Source organism: Acidobacteriota bacterium (assembly GCA_016196035.1).
Taxonomy (GTDB): Bacteria; Acidobacteriota; Blastocatellia; order RBC074; family RBC074; genus JACPYM01.
Map to the genome: position 1 here is coordinate 85,346 of JACPYM010000060.1, position 23,654 is coordinate 108,999.

Annotated in this window: 20 protein-coding genes and 1 tRNA gene; 18 read left to right on the forward strand and 3 right to left on the reverse strand. The window is 59.2% G+C overall.

The features are described from left to right. Positions 1 to 159: 159 nt before the first annotated feature. The 4 genes from HY011_18645 to HY011_18660 all read left to right on the forward strand — a co-directional run bounded on the left by HY011_18645 (position 160) and on the right by HY011_18660 (position 9,033). Positions 160 to 1,935, forward strand: a complete 1,776-nt coding sequence (locus HY011_18645; GenBank protein MBI3424960.1) for a hypothetical protein — start codon at positions 160 to 162, stop codon at positions 1,933 to 1,935. A 299-nt stretch (positions 1,936 to 2,234) separates the two neighbouring features. Then, the gene (locus HY011_18650; GenBank protein ID MBI3424961.1) at positions 2,235 to 5,510 is read left to right on the forward strand and encodes a CHAT domain-containing protein; all 3,276 of its coding nucleotides are present in this window, start codon (positions 2,235 to 2,237) and stop codon (positions 5,508 to 5,510) included. A gap of 623 nt (positions 5,511 to 6,133) precedes the next feature. Further along, positions 6,134 to 7,948 (forward strand): hypothetical protein, encoded by a 1,815-nt coding sequence (locus HY011_18655; protein ID MBI3424962.1) that lies wholly within the window; start codon positions 6,134 to 6,136, stop codon positions 7,946 to 7,948. 83 nt (positions 7,949 to 8,031) lie between these two features. After that, positions 8,032 to 9,033: a DUF4157 domain-containing protein gene (locus HY011_18660; protein ID MBI3424963.1), complete on the forward strand. Its 1,002-nt coding sequence runs from the start codon at positions 8,032 to 8,034 to the stop codon at positions 9,031 to 9,033. Between the two features lie 280 nt (positions 9,034 to 9,313). On the opposite strand, the gene HY011_18665 is transcribed toward HY011_18660, so the two are convergent. After that, positions 9,314 to 10,294: an ROK family protein gene (locus tag HY011_18665; protein ID MBI3424964.1), complete on the reverse strand. Its 981-nt coding sequence runs from the start codon at positions 10,292 to 10,294 to the stop codon at positions 9,314 to 9,316. A 288-nt stretch (positions 10,295 to 10,582) separates the two neighbouring features. Here HY011_18665 and HY011_18670 point away from each other — a divergent pair, with 288 nt between their 5' ends. From HY011_18670 to HY011_18685, 4 genes are all read left to right on the forward strand, one after another. Beyond that, entirely contained in the window at positions 10,583 to 11,215 is a 633-nt protein-coding gene (locus tag HY011_18670) for a DedA family protein (protein MBI3424965.1), read from the forward strand. A gap of 68 nt (positions 11,216 to 11,283) precedes the next feature. Beyond that, positions 11,284 to 12,282, forward strand: coding sequence for a GHMP kinase (locus tag HY011_18675; GenBank protein MBI3424966.1), 999 nt, complete (start codon positions 11,284 to 11,286; stop codon positions 12,280 to 12,282). Between the two features lie 130 nt (positions 12,283 to 12,412). Then, positions 12,413 to 12,691 (forward strand): redoxin domain-containing protein, encoded by a 279-nt coding sequence (locus HY011_18680; protein ID MBI3424967.1) that lies wholly within the window; start codon positions 12,413 to 12,415, stop codon positions 12,689 to 12,691. 36 nt (positions 12,692 to 12,727) lie between these two features. Continuing rightward, on the forward strand, positions 12,728 to 13,051 hold the full coding sequence (locus HY011_18685) for a redoxin domain-containing protein (protein ID MBI3424968.1): 324 nt from the start codon (positions 12,728 to 12,730) through the stop codon (positions 13,049 to 13,051). Between the two features lie 11 nt (positions 13,052 to 13,062). On the opposite strand, the gene HY011_18690 is transcribed toward HY011_18685, so the two are convergent. Together HY011_18690 and HY011_18695 are read right to left on the reverse strand one after the other, a co-directional pair. Next, positions 13,063 to 13,161, reverse strand: a tRNA-Sec gene (locus HY011_18690). Between the two features lie 72 nt (positions 13,162 to 13,233). After that, positions 13,234 to 13,659 (reverse strand): hypothetical protein, encoded by a 426-nt coding sequence (locus tag HY011_18695; protein MBI3424969.1) that lies wholly within the window; start codon positions 13,657 to 13,659, stop codon positions 13,234 to 13,236. 245 nt (positions 13,660 to 13,904) lie between these two features. Between HY011_18695 and mazG the strand changes: the two genes are divergently transcribed. From mazG to HY011_18745, 10 genes are all read left to right on the forward strand, one after another. Further along, a complete protein-coding gene (gene mazG, locus HY011_18700) occupies positions 13,905 to 14,708 on the forward strand; it encodes a nucleoside triphosphate pyrophosphohydrolase (GenBank protein ID MBI3424970.1) in 804 nt (267 codons plus the stop codon). 8 nt (positions 14,709 to 14,716) lie between these two features. Then, positions 14,717 to 15,892, forward strand: coding sequence for a phosphodiester glycosidase family protein (locus HY011_18705; protein ID MBI3424971.1), 1,176 nt, complete (start codon positions 14,717 to 14,719; stop codon positions 15,890 to 15,892). A 64-nt stretch (positions 15,893 to 15,956) separates the two neighbouring features. Further along, complete coding sequence (locus HY011_18710; GenBank protein ID MBI3424972.1) at positions 15,957 to 16,655, forward strand: TIGR04282 family arsenosugar biosynthesis glycosyltransferase; 699 nt, start codon at positions 15,957 to 15,959, stop codon at positions 16,653 to 16,655. Between the two features lie 5 nt (positions 16,656 to 16,660). After that, positions 16,661 to 17,926 (forward strand): ABC transporter permease, encoded by a 1,266-nt coding sequence (locus HY011_18715; protein ID MBI3424973.1) that lies wholly within the window; start codon positions 16,661 to 16,663, stop codon positions 17,924 to 17,926. A gap of 137 nt (positions 17,927 to 18,063) precedes the next feature. After that, positions 18,064 to 19,353 carry an ABC transporter permease gene (locus tag HY011_18720; GenBank protein ID MBI3424974.1) on the forward strand — a complete coding sequence of 430 codons (1,290 nt, stop codon included), beginning with the start codon at positions 18,064 to 18,066 and terminating at the stop codon, positions 19,351 to 19,353. A gap of 391 nt (positions 19,354 to 19,744) precedes the next feature. Continuing rightward, on the forward strand, positions 19,745 to 20,641 hold the full coding sequence (locus HY011_18725; protein MBI3424975.1) for a hypothetical protein: 897 nt from the start codon (positions 19,745 to 19,747) through the stop codon (positions 20,639 to 20,641). Positions 20,642 to 21,169: 528 nt separating this feature from the next. Further along, on the forward strand, positions 21,170 to 21,952 hold the full coding sequence (locus HY011_18730) for a TIGR00282 family metallophosphoesterase (GenBank protein MBI3424976.1): 783 nt from the start codon (positions 21,170 to 21,172) through the stop codon (positions 21,950 to 21,952). Positions 21,953 to 21,976: 24 nt separating this feature from the next. Then, complete coding sequence (locus HY011_18735) at positions 21,977 to 22,261, forward strand: BrnT family toxin (GenBank protein MBI3424977.1); 285 nt, start codon at positions 21,977 to 21,979, stop codon at positions 22,259 to 22,261. Beyond that, positions 22,248 to 22,523 (forward strand): hypothetical protein, encoded by a 276-nt coding sequence (locus HY011_18740; GenBank protein ID MBI3424978.1) that lies wholly within the window; start codon positions 22,248 to 22,250, stop codon positions 22,521 to 22,523. The genes HY011_18735 and HY011_18740 overlap by 14 nt, the downstream gene beginning before the upstream one ends. Positions 22,524 to 22,540: 17 nt before the next feature. Further along, positions 22,541 to 23,653, forward strand: coding sequence for an NAD(P)/FAD-dependent oxidoreductase (locus tag HY011_18745; GenBank protein MBI3424979.1), 1,113 nt, complete (start codon positions 22,541 to 22,543; stop codon positions 23,651 to 23,653). The last annotated feature ends 1 nt before the right edge of the window (position 23,654 follow it).

The window sequence follows — 23,654 nt, forward strand, 5'->3', positions numbered from 1 at the left end:
CTGGGGCTGCCGCCCTTTCAGGGCTTCGCACCACGGCTCAATGGACTTCCTGGGGCTGCCCCCCAGGCTGCTGGCTGATGCTCCGTTGGAGCTGGCTACGGCAATTCTTTTTCTTGAAGTCTATAGTTGACTGACATCGCTGCCAGAAGGAGTTTGGTTATGAACAGACAACACTTGAAACAGATAAACAGGTTTTGCTTAACGTTTCTGCTGTGGTCGCTTTTCCTGGGAATCGGGGCCGACAACGTGCAGGCCCAAACGAAAACAGCGCCACCCATTCAAACTGAGCTTGAGCAGGCGCTGCCCAAAAAGAACAACCTCACGCCCGGTTATAAGCTCATCGAAGACGACATTCAGGTGCCTCAATCCTTTTCCCCGGCGTCCACGTTTGAACGCAATTTTTGGCCGGGGGGAATCGTTTATTACGAGTTCGACGCCAACGTCACACAGGCCAACCGCGCCATCGCGCGCACGGCCATGCGCGCGTGGTCGAATGCCGCCAGCGTTGTTTTCCGCGAAGGCCGCCGCCCCGGTCTTTTCAGCAGTTACATTCATATCCAGGATTCGGACGCCAATAACTCCGCCGTCGGGATGCAGCCGTTCGGCCAGGTGATCAACATCTTCAATTGGGACATCCCCTTCAAAATCGTGCATGAACTAGGACACGCGCTGGGACTGGTGCACGAACAGAGCCGGGCGGATCGGGACGCTTATGTGACGATCAATACGGGCAACATCGCGGATGGCAAAGGCGATCAATTCGAATTGCGCGGCGGTTCATCGAAATATGGCCCTTACGATTTCGACTCAGTGATGCAATACGATCAATGCGCCTTCGCCAAAAGTTGCAACTGCGACAAGAATGGCGTGAACTGCAAAAACCCGACGATCACGGTGAAAGCGCCCTTCACCGCGCAATGGCAAGACAAGATCGGCCAGCGCGACCACCTGAGTTACCTCGACGGCCTGACGATGTCGTTTCTTTATCCGCGCGGCGATTTTCGCTTCGCCGACGCCACCAATACATTCACGCAGGACGGCAGCTTCCTGCAGCCGTATCAGGGGCTGCCCACGGCTGTGAGCGCGACGCCGCAAGGCGGGTCGTTGTGGATTCAACCGGGCGTGTATGCCGGCGCGAGCACCTTAACGAAGCCGATGACGCTGCGCGCGCCCCTCGGCGGCGTGACGCTGACGCGGCGGCTGGGCTTGGCGGGTGACACGCTGGCCACGGTTTCAGCCGCCAGTTACAACGGCGAACAAGCTGCCGAATCAATGGCCGCGGCGTTCGGCGAAAATCTGGCGAACGGCACGGCGTCGGCGACCACGCTGCCGCTGCCCACGACGCTGGCGGGCACGACCGTCAAGGTCACAGACGCGGCGGGCACTGAACGCAACGCGCCGCTCTTTTTTGTTTCGCCGGGCCAGATCAACTATCTGCTGCCAGCGGGCACCGGCGCGGGGATCGCGTCAATCGCCGTGGTGAAAGGCGGTGCGATTGTCGCCACCGCGACGCTGCCGGTCACGTCTGTCGCGCCCGGCTTGTTCTCGGCGAATGCCAGCGGCGCGGGTGTCGCCGCCGCCGTGGTGTTGCGCGTGCGGGCGAATGGCGCGCAGGTGATCGAATTGCTGAGCCGCTTCGACCAGCCAACGGGCCGCTTCGTCAGCCTGCCGATAGACCTCGGCCCTGAGGGAGAACAGGTCTTCCTGGTGCTCTTCGGCACGGGCTTGCGCGGGCGCAGCGCGCCGGAGGCCGTCACGGCGGCCATCGGCGAGGAAGATGCCGAGGTTCTCTTCGCGGGCGCTGTGGCGGGGCTGGCGGGGCTGGATCAAGCGAATGTGCGCTTGCCGCGCAGCTTGGCCGGTAAGGGCGAGGTGAGTGTTGTGCTGACGGCTGACAACCGCTCGACCAATGCCGTGACGGTGAATATCAAATAGGCGGCTTACTGAAACCCGCCAAGCGACCGCCATTCTCCATTTTGTATTCTCCATTCCCTTGCAGAGGCCGTCTTTATTGAGGTTTACCGCTGCCCAGGAATGGAGAATGCAGAATGGAGAATGGCGGTTAGGCAGTTGGTCGTTGGTGCCAAAACGCAAATCCCCCAATGTTTTCCACTGCAACAAGTCCAATCAACAATGACAAGTGAACAATGCCCCGCCGGTTGCCGCCTTTCTCTCCCACCCGCCACAACATAGAATGACCGCCACGGCAGAGCAGTTTAACGGCGGAGAAATCTATGACTAACCAAGACGAATTCAAACGCATCCATGTGCCGCGTACCAGTGCGCCGCGCGCTGGGGCGGCGCACAAAGGCTACGCTGCACTGGCAGGCAGTCTGCTGCTGGCGCTCAGCTTTTCCGGCTGGGCGCAAACGGGTGCGCTGCCATCGTTAGCGCTGGGCAGCGTTCGCACCGGCACGCTGGCGGGCGAACAAACAAACGCCTACCAAATCGTTTTGACCGCCGGGCAATTCGCCGCAGTCACCGTGACACAGCCGGGGATGGCGGTAACGCTCAAAATCTTTGGGCCGGACGGCAAACTGCTGGCCGCCGCCGAGCAAGGCGCCCAGAGTCGCGAGCAACTGGTCTGGATCGCAGAACAGGACGGCGCGCACCGGCTGGAAATTCAAGCGCGCGACAAACCGGCGCAACCGGGCGTGTATGAAGTAAAGCTGGCCGCTCTGCGCCCGGCCACGTCCGCCGACAAAGACCTGGTGGCCGCCCGCCAGGCCGCGCTCGCCGGGGATCGCCTCTTCGACCAAGAGACGCGTGAAGCGCGCCGCGCGGCGAGCCAGCAATATGAAACGGCCCTGGCGCTCTATCGCGCCTTGGGGGAGCGCGAACAAGAAGCCACCATGCTTTACAACCTGGGTTACGTCGCGCGCGCGTTGGGTGAGATGCCCCAGGCGCAGTCCTTTTATCAGCAGGCGTTGGCCTTGCAGCGCGGCGGCGCTGATCGTGGCGCTGAGGCCGCGACGCTCAGCGACCTGGGCGAAGTCCATCTTTCTATGGGTGAGATGGTGAGCGCGAAAAATTATCTCGACCAGGCGCTCGTTCTACGCAAACAGGTCGGTGATAAGAATGGCGAAGCGATCACGCTCAATGACCTGGGCGTGGTGGCGCGCGTGGCGGGCGAGTACGAAAAGGCGCGTGAGTATTACGAGCAGGTCTTGCCGTTGCGGCGTGAACTGGGCGACAAACTCGGCGAGGGCGTCACGTTGCACAACCTCGCCACCATCTATCAGGTTTTGGGCGATCTGCCCAAGGCCCAGGAACTATTGCGCCAGGCCATTGCCTTGATGCGCCTGGCCGGAGATCGGCACGGCGAAGCCAACAGTCTCAAAAATCTAGGCGATGTTTACCGCGAACTGGGCGATTGGCAACAGGCGCGCACCCATTACGAACAGGCGCTGGCGCTCAAGCGCCTTGTGGGGGACAAACGCGGCGAGGCGATTGCCCTGAGCCACGTCGGGTCGGCATATCGCGCTCTGGGCGATTTGCAAAAAGCCCTGGCGTACCAGCAACAGGCGCTGCAACTCAGCCAGGAAAGCGGGGACAAGCTGTCGGAAGCGGGCGTCTTGAACAATCTCGGCGCGGTCTATGAATCATTAGGCGACACCTCACGCGCCGTGCAGCAATACGAGCAGGGGCTGGCCCTCTTGCGCGAAGTCGGTGAGAAGCGTCGCGAAGCCGATGTGCTGAAAAACATCGCCGAGATACGGCGCGCGCAGGGGCAACTGAGCGAGGCGCGCACGCTCATCGAACAAGCGCTCACCTTGTTGGAATTGATTCGCGCCGCCGCCGGAAGTGAGAACGAACGCGCGGCCTTTCTGGCGACGGTGCTTGATTTCTACGAATTTCAAACCGACCTGCTGATGCAACTGGACAAACGCGCGCCGCAAAACGGGCACGCGCAACAGGCCCTGGAAAGCAGCGAGCAAGCGCGCGCGCGCAGCCTCCTGGAAACGCTGCACGAAGCCCGCGCCGATTTGCGCCAGGGCGTGCCCGCCGCCTTGCTGGCGCGCGAACAAAGCCTGCGCCAACGGCTGACGGCCGGCTTGGATCAATTGAGCCGGTTGCTGAAAGGCAAGTACACCGCTGCGCAAAAGACCGCGGCTGAGCAGGCCCTCGAAGCTTTGCTGGCCGAGCAGCGCCGCTTGCAGGCGGAACTCAAACAGGCCAGCCCGCAGTATGCCGCGCTGACCCAGCCACAGCCGCTCAGCAGCGCCGAAATTCAAACCCAGTTGCTCGATGACGAGACCTTGCTGCTGGAATACGCCCTCGGTGAAAAGCGCAGTTACCTGTGGCTGGTTTCGACCGCCGCCGTGAGCGCCTATGAGTTGCCGCCGCGCGCTGAAATCGAAGCCGCCGCGCGCCAGGTTTATGCTTTGCTCACCGCGCGCCAGCCGCAGCCTGATGAAACCGAAGCCGCGCGCCGCGCCCGTCTCGCCGCCGCTGAAACAGCCTTTTCGACCCAGGCTGGCGCGCTCAGCCGGATGTTGCTCGGCCCGGTGGCCGCGCAATTAGGACGGCGGCGGCTGGCGATTGTGGCCGCTGGCGCGCTCGCTTATCTGCCCTTCGCGGCGCTGCCCGATCCGGCGGCGCCCGATCCGGCGGCGGCGAACGCGGGGCAACCGCTGCTGGCCGCGCACGAAATCATCAATCTGCCTTCCGCCGCTGTGCTGGCCGTCATGCGCCGCGAATTGGCGGGACGCCCGGCGGCGGCGCGGACTGTCGCGGTCTGGGCCGATCCGGTTTTTGAGGCGAACGATCCGCGCGTCCTCGTGGCGCGCAAAAACCTGCCGGCGCGGCCCGGCCCAGCCAAGCCTGCCGGCCCAGCGCCGCCCGCGCCCGCTGACCTTGCCGCTGACTTGGCCCGGGCTGTGCGCGCCTTTACCCTGCCCGCCAACGGCACGTCGTCGGCGCGTAGTGGCCTCACGCGCTTGCCCTTCTCGCGTGAAGAGGCGGCGGCGATTGGCGCCTTGGCCCCCGCCGGACAGGTCTTGCAAGCGACCGGCTTTCAGGCCAGCCGTGCGCGCCTGCTAAAAGAAGACCTGGGCCAGTACCGCTTCATCCATTTCGCCACCCACGGGTTGCTCAATGCCGAACACCCGGAATTGTCGGGCCTGGTCTTTTCGCTGGTGAACGAAGCGGGCCAGCCGCAGGACGGGTTCTTGCGCTTGCACGAAATTTTCAATCTGCGGCTCTCGGCCGAGGTCGTCGTGTTGAGCGCCTGCCAGACCGCGCTCGGCAAAGAGGTACGCGGCGAAGGGCTGATCGGACTGACGCGCGGGTTTATGTACGCCGGCGCGCCGCGCGTGGTGGCCAGCCTCTGGCAAGTGGATGACCTGGCGACCGCCGAACTGATGAAACGTTTTTACAGTGGTATGCTCAAACAAGGGCTGCGTCCGGCGGCGGCCTTGCGTGCAGCGCAGTTGGAATTGTTAGGCCAAAAACGTTATGCCGCGCCGTTTTATTGGGCAGCGTTCACGTTGCAAGGAGATTGGCGCTAGTACTCCATCAAGCTGAAAATGAGGGATGTAGGGCGGGATTTAATCCCGCCCTACATCCCGGATGCGCTCTCAGCATCCATCACTTACAGCTTGATGGAGTACTAGGACTGTTGAGAGGGACGGCTGCAATTTGAACCACCCAAACACCTCAGGGCCTTTGCAAAGTCCTCAAAACATCCGCCAAAGACCTTTGACTGACTCCTGATTCCCGGTTCCTGATTCCTGCTAAACTGAAAATACCGGCTGATTTTCAATTTGTCAGGAGTCAGGAACCGGGAATCAGGAGTCAGTCAAACCGTTCAAGCGCTCTCGCCAGCGAGTTTGCAAAAGCCCTGCCAAACACCTGGGCAGGTCGCGCCTGATTTCCACAGCGAGACCGCCGCGAATGAATAGCCTCTGTCGCTCACGGTCGGGCTACGGACACGGCGCTTTTCCCATCAACCCACTTGCAAACTGAGCTAGCCCTCACTGCCAGCTTCAACGACCCTCCGAAAATTTTCACTGAACCGCGACATGCTTTTTTACCCTGCGTCAGTATCGGTTGAAAGCCCATCTGACACGGGTGCTTGTGCCCGTGCTCAGCGGCTGAACTGAAATTGGAGACGAAATTTTAAGGAGGAACGATGATGCAGGCGACAAAACATTTGTTCGTGTTTCTATTGGTTGTGCTCTTGGCTATCCCCGCAGTGCCTGCCCAAGAGCCGTCGCGCAACGCGGCCACCATCCCGACCGGCACGCAAGACGTGCTGATTATCATCCAGCAACAACAAGTGCGCTTCACCACGCCGCACCCGGTAGACCAGATGCATTTGCAGGTCACCGATCAGGCGGGCGAAGTCGTGTTTGACAGCGGCGCGGCCAGCGTCCTGGAAATCTTCTGGCCCCTGCAATACGCCAACGGCGCGCCGCTCAAAAGCGGCCTGTACGCCTACACACTGACGCTCAAAGAGGCGAATGAGAAAGAAGCGCTGGTACGGCGCGGCCATTTCATCGTGGATCGCGCGCAAGACCGCGACGGCAGCGACAGGCTGTGGGTGACCAGCCCGCATACCAGCGGCATCGGCACTGAATTGACGGTTGCCAGAGATGAATTCGCAACGGTCGCGGGCACGGTGACGGGCGGCGAACGCGCGCTCGGCCAGAGCCGTGAGAGCAATGGCCGCGCGAGCGAACGTGGGTTAGACACAGCCACGCAATTGCAGGCGGCGGCGGGCAAGACGGCGGCGTTGACGGCGGGCACGACGGGGTATCTTGCCAAATTCACTTCGGCGACAGATTTGGGCAATTCAGTGATGGCCGAAGTGGGCGGCAACATCGGCATCGGGACGGCTAGCCCTACGTCAAAACTGACTGTGCAAACGCCAACCGCCAGCTATGGTTTTTCCCACACCGATGGGCAGGTCAATCTCACTTCCTGGGTTGGCACCGGAACCAGCGGCGCCAGTGGCGGCTGGTTCGGAACGAAATCGAATCATGCCTTGCATTTCTTCACCAACAATAGCGGCTCGCGCATGACAATCACTACGGACGGCCACGTTGGTATCGGGACGGTCGCGCCTGTCGGCGAATTACACATCGCCGGGTATGGCCCTTTCATCACTCTGGAATCACGTCAAAACGGCGCGCGCTTCGCCCAGCTACAGAACGCTGACGGCACGCTCGTTTTCAAACCGCATGGTTTCGGCGCGTGCTGCGCGGCGCTGGTGATTCAAGCCGAGACCGGCAATGTCGGCATCGGCACTTCAGCGCCCGATCAATTTAGAAAGCTCGACATCGTCGGCGGTGGCGCCACGGCAGCGGGCATTACCAGCGTGAACGACCGCGCCTTTCTCTCGCTGACCAGCAACATCAATGGGCAGCGCCGCACCTGGTCGGTCGAGAGCGGCGTGTATGGCTTGCAAGACACCTTCGGCATTTTCAACTGGCAAACGGGCAAGGCGCTGCTGTTCGATCCCGATGGCAAGCTGACGGTGAATGGTTTGCAAATCACGGGCGGTGCTGATTTCGCCGAGAACTTCGACGTGAATGTCGCCGAGGCGGACGCGGAAGCGCAGGCGCTCAACGTCGAAGCCGGGATGGTGGTTTCGATTGATCCGGCCAGCCCCGGCAAGTTGCAACTCAGCGCGCAGGCTTATGACCGTCGCGTGGCGGGCATCATCAGCGGCGCGGGCGGCGTCAAGCCGGGCATGATGATGAGCCAGGCCGGCACGCTCGCCAACGGGCAATATCCGGTGGCCTTGAGCGGTCGTGTGTATTGCTGGGTGGATGCCACGTCGGGCGCGGTTGAACCGGGTGATTTGCTGACGACCTCAGCGACACCGGGTCACGCAATGAAAGTCAGCGATGCGGCCCAGGCGCAAGGCGCGATCATCGGCAAGGCGATGACGGGATTGAAGGCGGGCAAAGGTTTGGTGCTGGTGCTGGTCACGCTGCAATAACCCGCGCGCTGCACGGAGGGCTGCCGCACACCCGCAGCCCTCCCAGCTAATGCATTAAGTGACGAAAGAGGAGCGAAAAAGTCATGAAAACCTACTTCAAACAATTGTTGGCGCAACCGGGCCGCTTACTGGCCGCGCGAAATCTGCTGCTGAGCCTGGTGCTGCTGGGCCTGTGCCTGGGCGGGCTGCGTCCGGGGCTGGCGGCTGCCCAGGATGTTCCGGCTGGTTGTCAGGATGTGAATGACATGCTGACGTTTGATTATCGCAACTGGGGCATCGGCATCCATCGCGATTGCAAATGCGCAGAGGGCGATCTGCTTTGTTATGCCGAACTGCCGGTTTGTTTCGCGCTGAAAGCCAAACAAATCCTGCTGGGTGAACCGGTGGACGCCTGGATTCGCGTCTCGAAAGCGGCGGCCTTGGCGGATGGTGTGAGTCCGATGCCAATGGCAATTCGCAATCAACTCGATCATCTTTATCCTGCGTCCTTGCTCGACAAGGTGCGTTATAAAACGGGCAGCGGCTTTCTCGGCACGCTGCAATGGTTCCGCGGTGAAATCCAAGGCAAAGGCGCAATCACGCTGGAAGACGTCATCATCTTTGCCGAAGCGGACAAGGCGAGCAATGCGCGGCTCTGGGCGCACGAACTCGAGCATGTGCGCCAGTACGAGCAACTGGGTATTGACGGGTTCGCTCAGGCCTATGTGGATCAAACCTGCATCCTGCCGGGCGAAGCGGGCTATGACTCGGGCCGTTGCCAGTTGGAGCGGCGGGCCGACCGCAAGTCAGGCTACTGGAATCAGCGCGGCCTGGTGTTTTGTTGCACCCGCCCCGCAACGGTTTACATTGCTGACCGGGAGTTGACGGGAACAGAAGAAATCTCTGCCCGCGAATCCATCACGATTGGCCCCAACGTGGTCTTGAAGGCGGACGGTAACATTCGGTTGCGGGCGGGCCTCAACATCACGGTGTCGCCTGGATTTCGCACCGAAGCGCGCAGCAAGCTTTCAGCGGACATTGATCCAAGCCTGAATGCAAGCTGTGCCGCGCCTGCGGTGGCCGTATCAGCGCCCGCGCACCCTTGACAGCCGCCGCCGGCAATTTAGAGCGGTTTTCACATCAGTGTATGGGAAAAGTCGCGCAGCGGGACAGTACCGCGCGCGTGAGCAAGCGGCGCGTCAAGCTTGCGCCATAGGCTGAGCCGCCCAAGGCTCCGCTTGCTCACGCGCGCGGTACTGTCCCGGCACAACGCGCTCCCGTAAGATCTGATTTCACTGTAGTGGACGGGAACCAGGTGGGACGATTTGGCAAATCGTCCCACCTGCAAGGAAGGGCAAACCGCTCTAACACCTACCCTCTGGTTTCTTAGGCCAGCAATGCCGCGCCGATGACGCTGGCTTCCGCGCCCAATTCCGCCGCGACGATTTGGCAGTCGGCGAAGATGATCTCAGCAGCGCGTTGCTCCGCTTCTGCGGCAATGGCGGGAACGAGGAAGTTGCGCGCCGCCGGAGCGCCGCCGATGGCGACCAGCGAAAGATTGAGCAAATTGATGACTTCGGCAATGGCCATGCCGATAAATTTGCCGGTGCGTTGCAACATCAAGCGCGACAGATCATCGCCTTGCACGGCCGCTTCGATGATATTGTCGTAAGTGTAACTGCCGCCCAACAATTTCAAGCGCGAGAGCGAAGAGGTCGAATCGCGTTGCAAGCGCCGTTCGGTGCGCCGCACGATGTTCTCAGCCGAAACCATGGATTCGAGCGGCACGAATTCGCCCGTGTGTTCGGGGTCAATCGCCATTTCGCCCAGCGCGCCCGCCAACCCCGATTGTCCGCGTTGCAATTGCCCGCCCAGAATCAAACCCGCACTGACGTTCGCGCCGATATGCAAATAGAGCCAATCCTGGCGTCCGCGCGCCACGCCGGTTTGCATTTCGGCAAAGGCCGCCGCATTGGCGCTGTTCTCGAAGCGCAGTGGCACCGGTAAGGCCTCCTGCAATTCGGCGTGCAAATTGAGGGCGGTCAGCCCCGGCGCGTGGTCGAGTTTGAGAATGCGTTGCGCCGGTTGCTGGATCAATCCGGGGAATGCGATGCCGATGGCGGCAAGGTCCGGATGTGTTTGCAGCGTCTGTTGCAAGAGGGCGCGCAATTGCGCGGCCAGCGCTGGGCCATTGCGCGGTTCCAGCGGATCGGTGGCGTAATTTTCGCGATGGAAGTCACTCAATTGGCCGGCCTGATTGAGGACGCCCACCCGAATATGATGGCTGCCCAGATCAACGCCCAGGCGTTCACCCGGTTGCGGCGGAATCTTGGCAGCAGTTGTCTGTGGAGGATTTTGCGATGCCATGAAAGCTCTCTTTGTTTCGTGTTTCGTTGTGCTGTTAGAGCGGCTGCCGGGGACTATAACAATGGGGGAAAGAGAGTGTCAATTTTGGCGCGCCAGCGTGGTGCGCGCACAGAAGGCTGGCTTGCCCTGTCCAAAGGCTTCAAGTATCTTTACGCGCGCTCGCCCGCCGTAGCAGGGAACTCAAACGGCGCAGCACACAACCGCTCGGGTGTTTCAGAAGGTTGGCGCAAATTGACTGTTCCCAAGGATCAAGGGAAGACATCAACTCTGCCCGGCTGCTGGATTTGGATGGTAATCGAAAACCTCATTAAAGAATATGGCCTGTGGGCGGTCTTTTTCGGCGTGATGATCGAGGGCGATCTGACGCTGCTCTTAGCCGGGGTGTTGGCGCATCACGGGCTGTTCACCTTTGGCGAAGCGCTGTTGTGCAGCACGCTGGGCGGCGTCGTCGGCGATTCGATCAGCTTCCTGCTCGGCTATCGCGGCAAAGAGTGGATCAAGAACAGCCATTTTTATCATCGCACCAAACCGCAATTGGAACGGCTGTCGGCGCGTTTCGGGGTCTATTCGATCTTCCTGGTCAAATATATTTACGGCTTGCGCACGGCCAGCGCTGTTTTCTGGGGTTTTGCGCACATGCGCTTTGGCCGCTTCGGGACGCTGACTGTGATAAGTTGTGCGGCCTGGGCGCTGATTTTGATCGGCATCGGTTACTCATTCAGCGGCGCGATTGAAGTCATCATCGGACGCGTGCAACGCATCGGCTTGGTGCTGTTGATCGCGGTGCTGGTCGCGAGCGCGTTGTCGCTGGCGCTGTTCCTGCTCGAACGCTATGTCATTGGCCGCCGCGTGCCCGAAATGGAACCCCAATTGTTGAGCGACCGCGAAGAGGAAAATAAAAGTCTGAAGTCTGAAGTCTGAAGTCTGAAGTCTGAAGTCTGAGGTCTGAGGTCTGAAGTCTGAGGTCTGAGGTCTGTAGGAGATCGGCATTGATTATCGAAGCACAAGCACCCACGCGCATTGATCTGGCGGGCGGCACCGTGGACATCTGGCCGCTGTATCTGTTTCACGAAGGCGCCCAGACGATCAATTTTGCGATTGATCAATACGCCCGTTGCCGCGTCGAAACGCGCGCCGACGGCAAGTTCGTCTTTGAATCGCTGGATCGTGGGACGAAGGTCGAAGTCGCCACCCACGCCGCCTTGCGCGATGAAGCCGAATTGCCGCTGATTTCCAAGCTGGTTTATTTCTTTAAGCCCGAAACCGGCTTGACCATCACGACCGATTGCATGGCTCCGGCGGGCGCGGGGCTGGCCGGTTCTTCGACGCTGAACATCGCGCTATGCGGCGCGCTGAACAAACTGACCGGCGAACGCTTCAAGCTGGAACAACTGCCCTTCATTGCCGCCAATGTCGAATCGCAGGTGCTGGGCGTACCGGCGGGGTATCAGGATTATTTCCCGGCGACGTATGGCGCAGTCTCGCGTGTGCGCCTGCAAGTCGAAGGGGTGATCCGTGAAGCCATCGAAACCGACCTCGAACAACTCGAATCCCGCGTGGCGCTCTGTTACACCTACGCGCCGCGCAATTCCGGCATCAACAACTGGTCAATGTTCAAGTCGCACATTGACGGCGACAAACTGATTTTTGAGCGTTTCGACAAAATCCGCGACACGGCGCTGAAGATGGCCGACGCCCTGAGCGCCAATGCCTTCGACCAAATCGGCGCGCTCTTTGCCGAAGAATGGGCCAGCCGCCGCGAATTGGTGCCCGGCATCACGACCGAATTCATTGACGAATTGGTGACGCTTTCCCAACGGCACGGCGCGCAGGCGGCCAAAGTTTGTGGCGCGGGTGGCGGCGGTTGCGTGGCCTTTTATTGCGCAGCCGGGCGCAAGTCCGATGTCGAACAGGCGTTAGCTGCGGCGGGCGGCCAGATCATTCCGTATCGTATTTCGCGCGCCGGCTTGCAAATCAACGTAGGCTGATCTCAAACAGGTAGGACAATCTGCCGAGGTTGTCTGGTCGTGGCGTAAGACGTCATTGCCCGGCGGGACAACCTCGGCAGGTTGTCCTACCATTGCGGTGTGCTTTTCGTTAGCCCAGAACAGGAAAACTATGCTCAAGCGTTGTTGCCTCGTCTTGCTTTGCTTGTTGCCGCTGGCCTGGCTCGGTTGTAGCGAGCAGAAAGAAGCGGATACCTCCGCACTGACGCGCCCCTTGCCGTCCGCGCCTTCGCCCACGCCCGCTCCGCACGCGACTGATTTGAAGCGCGTGGTCAAAGGCACGACCGCGCCCGACTTCGCGTTGGAAGCGCCGGATGGCGAGACCTACAAGCTCTCCAGCTTCCGCGACAAGAAATTCGTCGTGCTGGTGTTTTATCGCGGCTATTTCTGAACGGGCTGCCAGGAACAGCTAGGTAAGCTGAAATCATTGCTCTCGCCCGCCGAAAAACAAAACGTGCAGATTCTAGGCATCAGTCTGGACACCCACGAAGAGTCGCGCGTCATGGCCGAAGAGATTGCCAAACATCCGGGCCAACTCGATTTTCCGCTGCTGACCGACGTTGAGCATCGCGTGGTGGACACCTACGGACTTTCCAATCCGGCGGAATTCAAAGCGGGCATTCCGTATCCATGTGTTTACGTGATCGGCAAAGATGGCGTGGTGATAGATCGGTTCCTGGATGAAAGCGGCGTGCGCGCGACCAATGAACAGGTGCGCGCGATGCTGAAAGCCGCTGGTGCGGTGAGTTGAGAAAGAAAGATTGGCGGAGGCGTGTGGGAGTCGAACCCGACCTGCCGCAGCTACCGCTACGGCACAACGGTTTTGAAGACCGCACCCATCACCGGACAGGATGCGCCTCCGCAAAGTGGTGAATTCAAGCGAGCGCGGATTCTAGCATTGCGACTGACATCTGAAAAACGAATCGCCACCTTTCAAAGCATTGGTCGAATGGATTGCGGTGTCTGCTCATCCCCAGGCTGAGCCAAGGCGACCAATTCGCGCAAGCCACAAGGCATCGCGCGGTATTTGGGCAACAACCCGGCCAGCAGGGGCTGGTTGCAACGGCTGGTTTCGACCAACAAGGGGATTTCGCTATGGCCCCGGCTGGCGCGGATGATATCGAGCACTTGAGGCAATTGCGCGGGATTGACATCAATTACCGCCAGCGCGTGTTCCGAGGCGCATTCGCCTTGCAATTCTTCCAGCGAACTCGCGACGTGAATTTCCACTGCTTCATACGCCAGTAAGGCGTGCAACCAATCCAGCCGCTCAGCGCAATCGCTGAAGAGCAACAGCGGGGTTTTATTGTGAGGGCGGGGATAATCGGAAACGGCATGACGCTGCATCAAGCTAGCCATGGTAAAACTCCTTGGGGATGACAAGCTGATTAAATCGTCGGAGGATAGTTTCGGTGTGTAGTCAGCGAGACAGTTGCGGGTGTAATGGAGCGAGGAACGCCGCCAGCTATTCCGTTTTTATCAATTGCTCAAATTTCTTTTGGGCAGGCACCACTGCCGCGCAGTTTAACCAACCACGCTGACGGCTGCAAACTATTTTTCAGGCAATTTTTCAGGCTCGGGTTGAGCAGGAGTTCAAGCAGGTTATGCCAACAAAGACGTTTCAGGATTTAGTGGAATTGATGGCGCGGTTGCGCGCGCCCGACGGTTGTCTGTGGGATCGCGAGCAGAGTTACGCGACGCTCGGGCCGATGCTGATCGAAGAAGCCTACGAGGTGATCGAAGCCGCTGAGGCCGGAGACTGGCCTGAGTTGCGCGATGAACTGGGCGACCTACTCTTTCAGATCATCTTTTACGGCCAGATCGCACACGACAGTCAGCATTTCGACATTTACGATTCGATCACCCGCGTGCACGAAAAGATGACGCGCCGCCATCCGCACGTCTTCGGCGATCAGCAAGTCGAATCCACCGCCGACGTGCTGATGAACTGGGAAGCGATTAAAGCTGCCGAACGCAAAGACGCGGGCAAAGCTGAAAAACAGCCTTCGCTGCTGGCTGGCGTTTCGACTAAGCTGCCGGCTTTGCTCGAAGCTTACCAACTGACGACCAAGGCCGCGCGGGTCGGTTTTGACTGGGAAAAGCTGGAAGATGTCTTCGACAAACTGGCCGAAGAGGTGCAGGAATTGCGCGACGAAGTGCGGCGCGACCCGCGCGACCCCAGCGCCCTGGCCGAAGAGTTGGGCGATCTGCTTTTTGTCGCCACCAACATCGCGCGCCAACTCGGCGTCGAGCCGGAACTGGCCTTGAAATCGGCCAATCGCAAATTCCGCCGCCGGTTTGGTTACATTGAAACGAAATTGGCGGAACAAGGGCGCTCGTGCGCCGACTCGAATTTGGCTGAGATGGACGCCTATTGGAACGAGGCGAAGCGGGTCGAGAAGCAGTGAAATACGGAATGCAGAACTTGGCAAAAAGCCTGGTGCTGATTGGTTGTTATGCGCTGCTCGGCTGGGCGCAGACGCCCGAGACACGTCAAACTGAAACCATCGCGCCGGGTCTGGAACATTTGCAAATCCAACGCGGCGATTTCAATGCTGAAGAGAGCGAGCGCTGGCAAATCAACGCACTGATCGTTGATCCGAAATTGATTCGCCTCGAACTCGGCTTGGCGCTGGACGAAATCGTCGGCGTCGAGACCACCAGTTCGCTGGCCGCGCGGCGTGCCGCCATTGCGGCAATCAATGGCGGCTACTTCCGCACGACGGGCATTTATCGCGGCGAACAGATGGGCGCGCTGTTCAGCCGGGCGCAATGGCTGAGCGAACCGGCGCACGGACGGGCGGCGCTGGCGTTGGCTGAAAGCGGCGGTCAAACGCGCGCAGCGACGGCGGTGATTACGGCGCAAATGGAATTGCACGTAGGCAAAGCGACGCGCGCAATCAACGGCTTCAATCGTCCGCGCGAAAAGGATGAGTTGATCGTCTTCACGCCGGCGTTTCATCGCACGACATTGACGGCGGCGGATGGGTTGGAAGCCGTCATTATGCGTGGCCGCGTAACAGCAGTGCGTGATGGCATGGGCAGTCAGGTAATCCCGGCAAACGGTTGGGTCCTCTCGGCGCAGGGCGCGGCGCGTGAATGGGCGTTGCAGCATTTGCGCATTGGCGTGCGCGTGGCGCTCAAAACGGCATTCAAGGCCGAGCCGCCGCTGCCATTCAAAGCCGACGTGATTATCGGCGCGGGGCCGCGTTTGCTGGCCGCCGGGCAACTGCTGGGCGAGAGCGAGTCAGGCTTTAACATCCAAACGTTTTACCGCGCCCGCCATCCGCGCACGGCGCTGGGTTGGCGCGCGGATGGCCGCTTCGTACTGGTCGCGGTAGATGGGCGGCAGCCGCGCCAAAGCGTGGGAATGACCATCCCGGAATTGGCGGTGCTGATGCGCGAACTTGGCTGCGTAGAGGCGATCAACCTGGATGGCGGCGGTTCGACGACGATGGTGATCAAAAATAAAGTGGTCAACAGTCCGTCTGACGCGGCGGGCGAACGCGCGGTGAGCGACGCGCTGTTGCTGTTGCCGCGCGCAATCAGGAACAGTACCACGCGCGTGAGCAAGCGGAAGTGGCAGCGTTAGGTGAAGGCGCGTTCTATGCCGACGCCGCTTGCTCACACGCGCGGTACCGTCCCAACGTAACCAGATGTCTGTAACCAATCCAAAAGAAGCTTTGGTCTTAATGGCGAAAGCGCCGCTCGCCGGGCAAGTCAAAACCCGTTTGATCGGTGCGCTCTCTGCCGCGGACGCCGCCGATTTATACGCCGCGTTTTTGAGCGATACGTTTGCTGTGATGGAAGAGGTTGCTGACGAACGCGAATCGGTGCGGCTGGTGCTGTATTACACGCCTGCGGGTGAAGAAGAAGCCTTTGAAAAGGTTGAGCGCGAAGGCTCGCTGATGCTGGCGCAACGTGGCGACTCGTTGGGCGAACGGCTGGAAAATTGTTTTGTCGATCTGTTCGAGCATGGCTTTGACAGCGTCGTCATCATCGGCGGCGATAGCCCGACCTTGCCCGCTGAAAATTTGCTGAGGGCGTTTGAAAGCCTGACAGACGCGGACGAAATCGTGCTCGGCCCGGCAGAAGATGACGGCTATTACTTAATCGGCATGCGCAAACTGCACCCGCGCGTGCTGGAAGATATTCCGTGGAGCACCAATGAAGTGCTGGCCGTTACGCGCCGCCGCATCCAGGAAGCGAGCCTGAATTTGATTGAACTGCCCTTGTGTTCTGACGTAGATACGCCCGAACAGTTGCAACGGCTGCGCCAGCAGTTGAAAGAGCAAAAAGAATTGGCGCGTTTCACCCGCCGTTGTTTGAAAGAAATTGCCAAGCGTTCCGGTTAAAGCCTATGGACAAAATTTTTGCCGTCATCAAACGTGAATATCTGACCCGTGTGACTTCGCGCGGCTTTATGATCTGGACGATTCTGACGCCGCTGTTGGGGGCGTTGCTGATGTTCGCGCCGGGCTACTTTATGGAGCGCACGGCCCAACGCGGCAAAGTGGTCGTGCTCGATCAAACCGGCGACGCCGCACTGTTTCCGCTCGCGCAGGAACTGTTTTATCGTGGCCCCGTGTCCACACGGTACGAACTGGCGCACGAAACGGTCACGCCGGGCACCGTGACCGACACGCGCATGCGAGAATTGAGCCAGCAACTCAGTACCGGCCAGGTCGCCGGTTTCCTGATCGTTCCGCCTGAGGTTTTTTCCCGGCAAGGTACGCTCAGCTTTCACACGGCCACGCAAAACCTGCGCGAACAGTCGCTGACGATGCGGCTGCGCATTGCTTTTAATTCCGCCGTGATCGAGCGGCGCTGGGTCAAAGAGGGCATCAACGTCAAGCGCGCGGACGAATTGATGGAGCCGGTCGAACTGACCGTGGTCAGCGAGCGCGATCAAGGCAAAGGCAGCGAAGCCTTCATTTTGGCGCTGGGGATGTTGGTGGTTTTGTACGGCATCATCATCATATACGGGCAACTGGTGTTGCGCGGCGTGGTTGAAGAGAAACAATCGCGCATCATCGAAGTGCTGCTCTCTTCGATCAAACCCTTTCATTTGATGTTGGGCAAGCTGATTGGCATCGGTCTTGTCAGCCTAACGCAGGTCGCGGTGTGGATCGTCGCGGCGCTGTTGCTGAGTATGGCCGCTGCCACATCCTCACTGACCAGCAGTTCGTTTCACATGCCGCCCTTGCCGCCCATGCTGGTGATTTTTTTCTTCGTCTATTTCGTGCTGGGCTATTTTCTCTTCTCAACGCTTTTCCTGATCGTGGGGGCGATGGTTTCGGCGGAAGAGGACGCCCAGCAATTGCAGATGCCTGTCGTCCTGAGTGTCGTGGCGCCGATGTTGTTGCTTGAACAAGTGCTGCGCCAGCCCAACAGCCTCTTTGCCACGGTCGTTTCGATGGTGCCGCTGTTTAGCCCGATCCTGATGTTCGGACGCATTGCGGTCGAGCCACCGCCGTGGTGGCAAATCGGCCTGTCCATCGTGTTGTTGCTGCTTTCGATCTGGGGCGCGGTCTGGCTGGCCGCAAAAATCTATCGCGTGGGCGTGCTGATGTATGGTAAACCACCGACGCTGCCGGAATTATTCAAATGGCTGAAATACAGTTAGTGGTCAGTGGTCAGTGGTCAGTGGTCAGTAGTCGATAGTCGGTAACTGTTGCTGCTTTTGTAATAGGTCCCGATAGCTGTCTTCTTCCAACCGACTACCGACCACTGACTACCGACTACCGACTACTGGTGAATGGAATGGAAAAACTCAAAGCGATCATCAAACGCGAATACCTGATTCGCGTGCGTTCCAAGGGCTTTCTGTTTGGCACGATTGCCAGCCCGCTGCTGCTGATTCTGTATATGACGGTGCCGATGCTGATGGTGAAACTCAGCAGCCATCAGACCCATCAACTGGCCATCGTGGACGAATTCGGCGATGAGCAGTTATATCGCAACATCGAACAGTTGCTGACGCGCGACAATGACAAAAAGCGCGAAGCTGAAAAGCAGGGCGAGGCGGATCGCTACGTCTTGCGCCGCGAAGTCGTGGCCAACGCGGCAGACTCCACCGCCAGGCAAAAACTGCTGAACGAGCAACTCGCCAGCGGGCAACTGTCGGCCTACGTCGTCTTACCCAAAGATGCCTTGGACAAAGGGCATTTCCCCTACTTCGCCAAAAACGTCGGCGACCTGAATACCAAAGGGCGTGTCAGTGATGCCATCAGCGAAGCCATCGTCGGACGCCGCATGGCGCAAGCCGGTTTGGATGCCAACCGCGTCAACGACCTGAGCCGCGAAGTTTCGCTCGACACGATCAACCGCGAAGGCCAACGCGAAGAAGGGCAAACCTTCTTTCTGACCTTCGGCTTGATTATGGCGATTTACGTTTCGATTCTGGTGTACGGCATCACCGTGATGCGCGGCGTGATCGAAGAGAAACAGTGGCGCATCATCGAAGTGCTGCTGTCTTCGGTCAAACCCGTGCAATTGATGCTCGGCAAACTGGTCGGCATCGGCCTGGTCGGCCTGACGCAATTCGCCGTCTGGGCCGTGACCGGGTCGCTGGTGACGCTGGCGGGCAACATGCCGCTGCTGAAGCTCACCAATACGCCGATCCCGAAATTTTCGCCCATGCTGATGTTCTTTTTCGTGCTCTATTTTGTGCTGGGTTATTTCCTGTATGCCACGTTGTACGCCATTGTCGGCGCCATCGTCTCGAACGAAGAGGACGGGCAGCAGATGCAGATTCCGGTGACGATGACGATCATGATTCCGATTATGCTCTCGGTGCTGGTGATGCAAGACCCGAACTCGACGACCTCGACAGTGCTCTCGTTAGTGCCATTCTTCAGCCCCATTCTGATGTTTATGCGCATCAGCTTTCAGACGCCGCCCGCCTGGCAGATTGCGCTTTCGATTGTGCTGATGCTGGTGACGATCAGCGCTATGATCTGGCTGGCGGCCAAAATCTATCGCGTGGGCGTGCTGATGTATGGCAAACGGCCTTCGCTGCCGGAAGTGGCGCGTTGGTTGAAATACAGTTAATGGCCTGAAAGGCGGGCCTGGGTGAATTCCCAAACAACGCTCAGGCCCGCACATTAAAACCCCGCCTGCGGTTGAACGCTTGTGCTAGCATGCGCCGCGTTTTCTCCCAACAACTCAGTCCCAAGCCGGAACGGCAACTTGTCTCCGTTCTTTGAGTCTCGCCTCTTTTCTACTTTTCCCATCGGTGCAACCAGTTCTCCGGGTCTTCATAAAGCATTCGTCACTGAACCGGGGGCTGTGTAGTTGGTGCCTCACAATGCTTGAAAATGATTGATTGCCTGGCCTGCCGTTGCGGCGTGCAGGCGTAGTAATGACAACGACTAATCCCGCCGGCTTGGTCTGATTGGGGCTTTGCCTCATCTGGCTAAGTGTGCGCGGAAGGAGTTCACTGATGAAACGTTTGCCCTATACCTTCCTCATGGCCATGTGTGCCGTGCTGTTGTGCAGCGCGGTGGCGGTGGCCCAAGACCCAAATGACATCAAGACCGGCAGCGTGCTGTTTTTCAGCCGCTACACCAGCGACAGTTCTGATCCGCGTGTGGAAGACACCCAACTCAATCTCACCAACACCAACACGACGCAATCGGTAACGCTGCACCTGTTTGCCGTCGAAGGCAATTCTTGCAGCGTGGCCGATAGCTTTATCAGTTTGACGCCCAATCAAACGGCGCAATTTTTTGCCAGCGATTTTGATCCGGGCGTGCAAGGCTATTTGGTGGCCGTGGCGTTTTCAGGCTTTGCGCCGCGGCAATTTAACTACCTGACCGGCACGGCTTATATCTGGCAGGCGGATGGGCGGCAGGCCGATTTGCCCGCCATCGCCGTGCCGAAACTGAATGGCGCCGTCATTGACAATGGCGACGGCACCGTCAATCTGAATTTCGATGGCGCGAATTATGGGCGCTTGCCGGGCACGGTGGCGCTCTCTAATTTCAACAGTCAGGTGACCGATCAAACGAGCGTTTATATTTATTCGCCGCGTAATTTGCTATTTGGCGACAGTACGGCCATCAGTGTCTTCACGCTGATTTATAACGATAGGGAGTCGTCGGGTTCGACCAGCTTTTCGGCGCGCTGTTACACCGAAGTCAAGCTGCGCAACCTGCGTGTCATCGGCACCCTCAACGGCTTCATCCCCGCTGGTTCGGTGGGTTGGATGAAGATGAGCGCCAGCCGCCCGCTGTTGGGCGCGAGCTTGAGCACCAACGGCCAATTTGCCGGGGGCCGCAATCTCACCTGCTTGTCACTCTTCTCAAGCTGGACGGTGGTGGTGCCGGGCGGCTTGTAAATCCTGGTTGTGCGCGCGCGCGGCTGAGTGAGAGACCGTGGGAAGCCCTCCCTCAACTTGGCGCGCAACAAAGCGCCAGCGACCCGCCAGCCACCTGGATACTGCGGCGGCCTGGTTGGAATTTGCAACGTTGCCGGCCGCACATTAATGCTGCTTTGGCGGCTTGAAAATTGTTCGTGCCGGCCTATTGACGCTCGCTGTCTGCGGGCTTAGTATGCCCGCCATCGCAGGGCGACTGCGAAGTTCGTATGTGTAGGAAATTCAATTTAACCTATTTCGCTATCAGGGAAGCCGATGCAATTACCTGCCTGGCTAGCAACCTCGTCATAGCACGAGCCAGAGCTAAAGCCACAGGGCTTAGGTTTCCCACCTGTTAAGACAGGTTATAGTGAACCCTACACTACGGCTGAGCGGTTGCCCTCGTTACTTCCTCCGGCCAGCTTCACTTTTCGTCATTCATCCCGCTTGACCAATCGCGCGCGATACATTCCACTAGCCCGCGCTGTTAAAAGCTAGAAAGGAAAATTCATGTTCAGAGTCCTCATGACCGGCGACTTGGTTGGGCGCGCCGGACGCCGCGTGTTGGAAGAGCGCCTCTATGACCTGCGCCAACAACGCGAGATTGATTTCGTCGTTAGCAACGTCGAGAACGCCGCCGCTGGCTTTTCGATCACCGCGCGCATTGCGCACGACCTCTTTGCCGCTGGGGTGGACGTGATGACCTCCGGCAATCACATCTTCGACAAACGCGAAGTGCTTGAGTTCATCGAAACAGAGCCGCGCCTGCTGCGCCCGGCCAATTACGCGCCCGGCGTCCCCGGCAAAGGCCGCTGGGTTGGCAAGGTCAAAGGCAGGCCCGTCGCCGTGCTCAATTTTCAAGGCCGCGCGTTTATGCCGCCTTCTGACGATCCCTTTCGCGCCGCTGACGCGCAACTGGCCGCGCTGGAACCCGCCGTCAAAATCATCCTCGTGGACATGCACGGCGAAGCGACCGCCGAAAAGCTGGGCATGGGCCGTTACCTGGACGGGCGCGTCACCGCCGTCGTTGGCACGCACACCCACGTGCAAACCGCCGACGAACAGATTTTGCCGGGCGGGACGGGCTATTTGACCGACCTCGGCATGACCGGCCCGCACGACGGCATTATCGGCATGCAAACCAGCATCGTGCTGGAACGCTTTCTCAAAGGCATCTCGGCAAAATTTGAGCCGTGCGAAGGTGACATTCGGTTGAATGGGTTGTTGGTGGATGTGGATGAAGAGAGTGGGAAGGCGATTCAGGTGGAACGCATCAGCTTGAAACATGGCTAATGGATATTTGCGGAGGAACCAGTAGTGCTTATTGATGATTTCATCTGGTTGCCCAACATCGTTGATAAACTGGTGGTCAAGCATCACGTTGCGCCGGACGAAGTTGAAGAAGTCTTCTTCAATCGTCCAAAATATCGTTTCGTTGAGAATGGCGAACGTTCCGGCGAGGACCTTTATGCTGCAACTGGACGGACCGATGCGGGCCGTTATCTGATTGTCTTTTACATCTTCAAACTCCATCGTACCGCGCTGATCTTGAGCGCGCGTGATATGGATAAGAAAGAACGGAAACGCTATGAACGGAAATAACGAACCACAACTGACGAGCATCTCGAAAGCGCGCACGCTGGAAGAGATCGCTGATTTTTGGGATACCCACAGCCTAGCCGATTATTGGGATCAAACCCACGAAGTCGAATTTGAGGTGCGCGCTCAACGCCGTCATAGGGTCACGCTCGATCCGAACGTCTATTCGCAAGTCGAAGAACAGGCGCGCCTGCGTGGCTTGCAGGCGGAGACATTGGTGAATCTTTGGCTGAGCGAACATCTAAGCGAACTCAAAACTGCCTAACTGCACTCCCCACCCTGATGCGTCCTGAAAACACCGCCAACATCGTCGTCATCGGCGGCGGCGTCATCGGCCTCGCCATCCTGGCCGAACTCGCCCAGCATTACGATGATGTCTTCCTGCTCGAAGCCGCGCCGCGTGTTGGTCTCGGTTCGTCCACGCGCAACAGCGGCGTGATTCACGCGGGCATTTATTATCCGCCCGGTTCGCTCAAAGCCCGGCATTGTGTGCGCGGCGCGGCGCTGCTGTATGAATTCTGCGCGTGGTACCACGTCCCGCACCAGCGTATTGGCAAGCTGGTCGTTGCCAACAGCCTCGAACAAACAGAACAACTCGAACAACTACAGGCGCGCGGCACGACCAATGGCGTTGCGGGCTTGCAGATCGTTGACCAATCCTTCATTCGCCGGCGCGAACCCAATCTGGTTTCGCCCGTCGCGCTCTGGTCGCCCAACACCGGCATCGTCGAGGCCGAAGAATACGTCAAGGCGCTGGCCCGCTTGGCGAAAGAACGCGGCGCATACATCCTGACCGACACGATATTGTTGGGCGCAGAGGCGCAGGGCGACCTCGCCATCCTCAGCACGCAACGCGAAGAGTTCGGCGCGCGACTGGTCATCAATTGCGCCGGGCTGTATGCCGACGAAGTGGCGCGGCTGTTCGGCTACGACAAACATACGGTTTACCCATGCCGGGGCGAATACGCCGAAGTCGTGCCGAGCCGCTGGAGTTTGGTCAATGGCCTGGTTTATCCGCTGCCGATGCCGAGCGGGCACGGCCTGGGCGTGCATTTCACCAAGACGACGGCGGGTTGTTTGCAGTTGGGACCGAATGCGAATTACGTGGCGAGCAAAGAGGATTACGAAAACGGCCGCACGCCGGTCGAAGCGTTTTATGAATCCGCCGTGCAGATGGTGCCGAGCTTGCGGCTGGAAGATTTGCGCCCCGGTTACACCGGCATACGCGCGCGGTTGTTGACCGAACACGACCACCGCTTCGCCGATTTTGTGATCGAACGCGACCCGCAATGGGCGAACGTGATTCATCTGATTGGGATGGAATCGCCGGGGCTGACGGCGGCGTTGTCCATTGCGAAAAGCGTGGGCGAGATGGTGCGGGAAAGCGATCTGTAAT

Coding starts and splice junctions, on each gene's coding strand:
- HY011_18710 (MBI3424972.1), top strand. CDS start 15,957: ATGTCTGTAACCAATCCAAAAGAAGCTTTGGTCTTAATGGCGAAAGCG.
- HY011_18715 (MBI3424973.1), top strand. CDS start 16,661: ATGGACAAAATTTTTGCCGTCATCAAACGTGAATATCTGACCCGTGTG.
- HY011_18705 (MBI3424971.1), top strand. CDS start 14,717: ATGCAGAACTTGGCAAAAAGCCTGGTGCTGATTGGTTGTTATGCGCTG.
- HY011_18730 (MBI3424976.1), top strand. CDS start 21,170: ATGTTCAGAGTCCTCATGACCGGCGACTTGGTTGGGCGCGCCGGACGC.
- HY011_18725 (MBI3424975.1), top strand. CDS start 19,745: ATGAAACGTTTGCCCTATACCTTCCTCATGGCCATGTGTGCCGTGCTG.
- mazG (MBI3424970.1), top strand. CDS start 13,905: ATGCCAACAAAGACGTTTCAGGATTTAGTGGAATTGATGGCGCGGTTG.
- HY011_18665 (MBI3424964.1), bottom strand. CDS start 10,294: ATGGCATCGCAAAATCCTCCACAGACAACTGCTGCCAAGATTCCGCCG.
- HY011_18740 (MBI3424978.1), top strand. CDS start 22,248: ATGAACGGAAATAACGAACCACAACTGACGAGCATCTCGAAAGCGCGC.
- HY011_18670 (MBI3424965.1), top strand. CDS start 10,583: ATGGTAATCGAAAACCTCATTAAAGAATATGGCCTGTGGGCGGTCTTT.
- HY011_18645 (MBI3424960.1), top strand. CDS start 160: ATGAACAGACAACACTTGAAACAGATAAACAGGTTTTGCTTAACGTTT.
- HY011_18695 (MBI3424969.1), bottom strand. CDS start 13,659: ATGGCTAGCTTGATGCAGCGTCATGCCGTTTCCGATTATCCCCGCCCT.
- HY011_18745 (MBI3424979.1), top strand. CDS start 22,541: ATGCGTCCTGAAAACACCGCCAACATCGTCGTCATCGGCGGCGGCGTC.
- HY011_18680 (MBI3424967.1), top strand. CDS start 12,413: ATGCTCAAGCGTTGTTGCCTCGTCTTGCTTTGCTTGTTGCCGCTGGCC.
- HY011_18650 (MBI3424961.1), top strand. CDS start 2,235: ATGACTAACCAAGACGAATTCAAACGCATCCATGTGCCGCGTACCAGT.
- HY011_18660 (MBI3424963.1), top strand. CDS start 8,032: ATGAAAACCTACTTCAAACAATTGTTGGCGCAACCGGGCCGCTTACTG.
- HY011_18655 (MBI3424962.1), top strand. CDS start 6,134: ATGATGCAGGCGACAAAACATTTGTTCGTGTTTCTATTGGTTGTGCTC.
- HY011_18720 (MBI3424974.1), top strand. CDS start 18,064: ATGGAAAAACTCAAAGCGATCATCAAACGCGAATACCTGATTCGCGTG.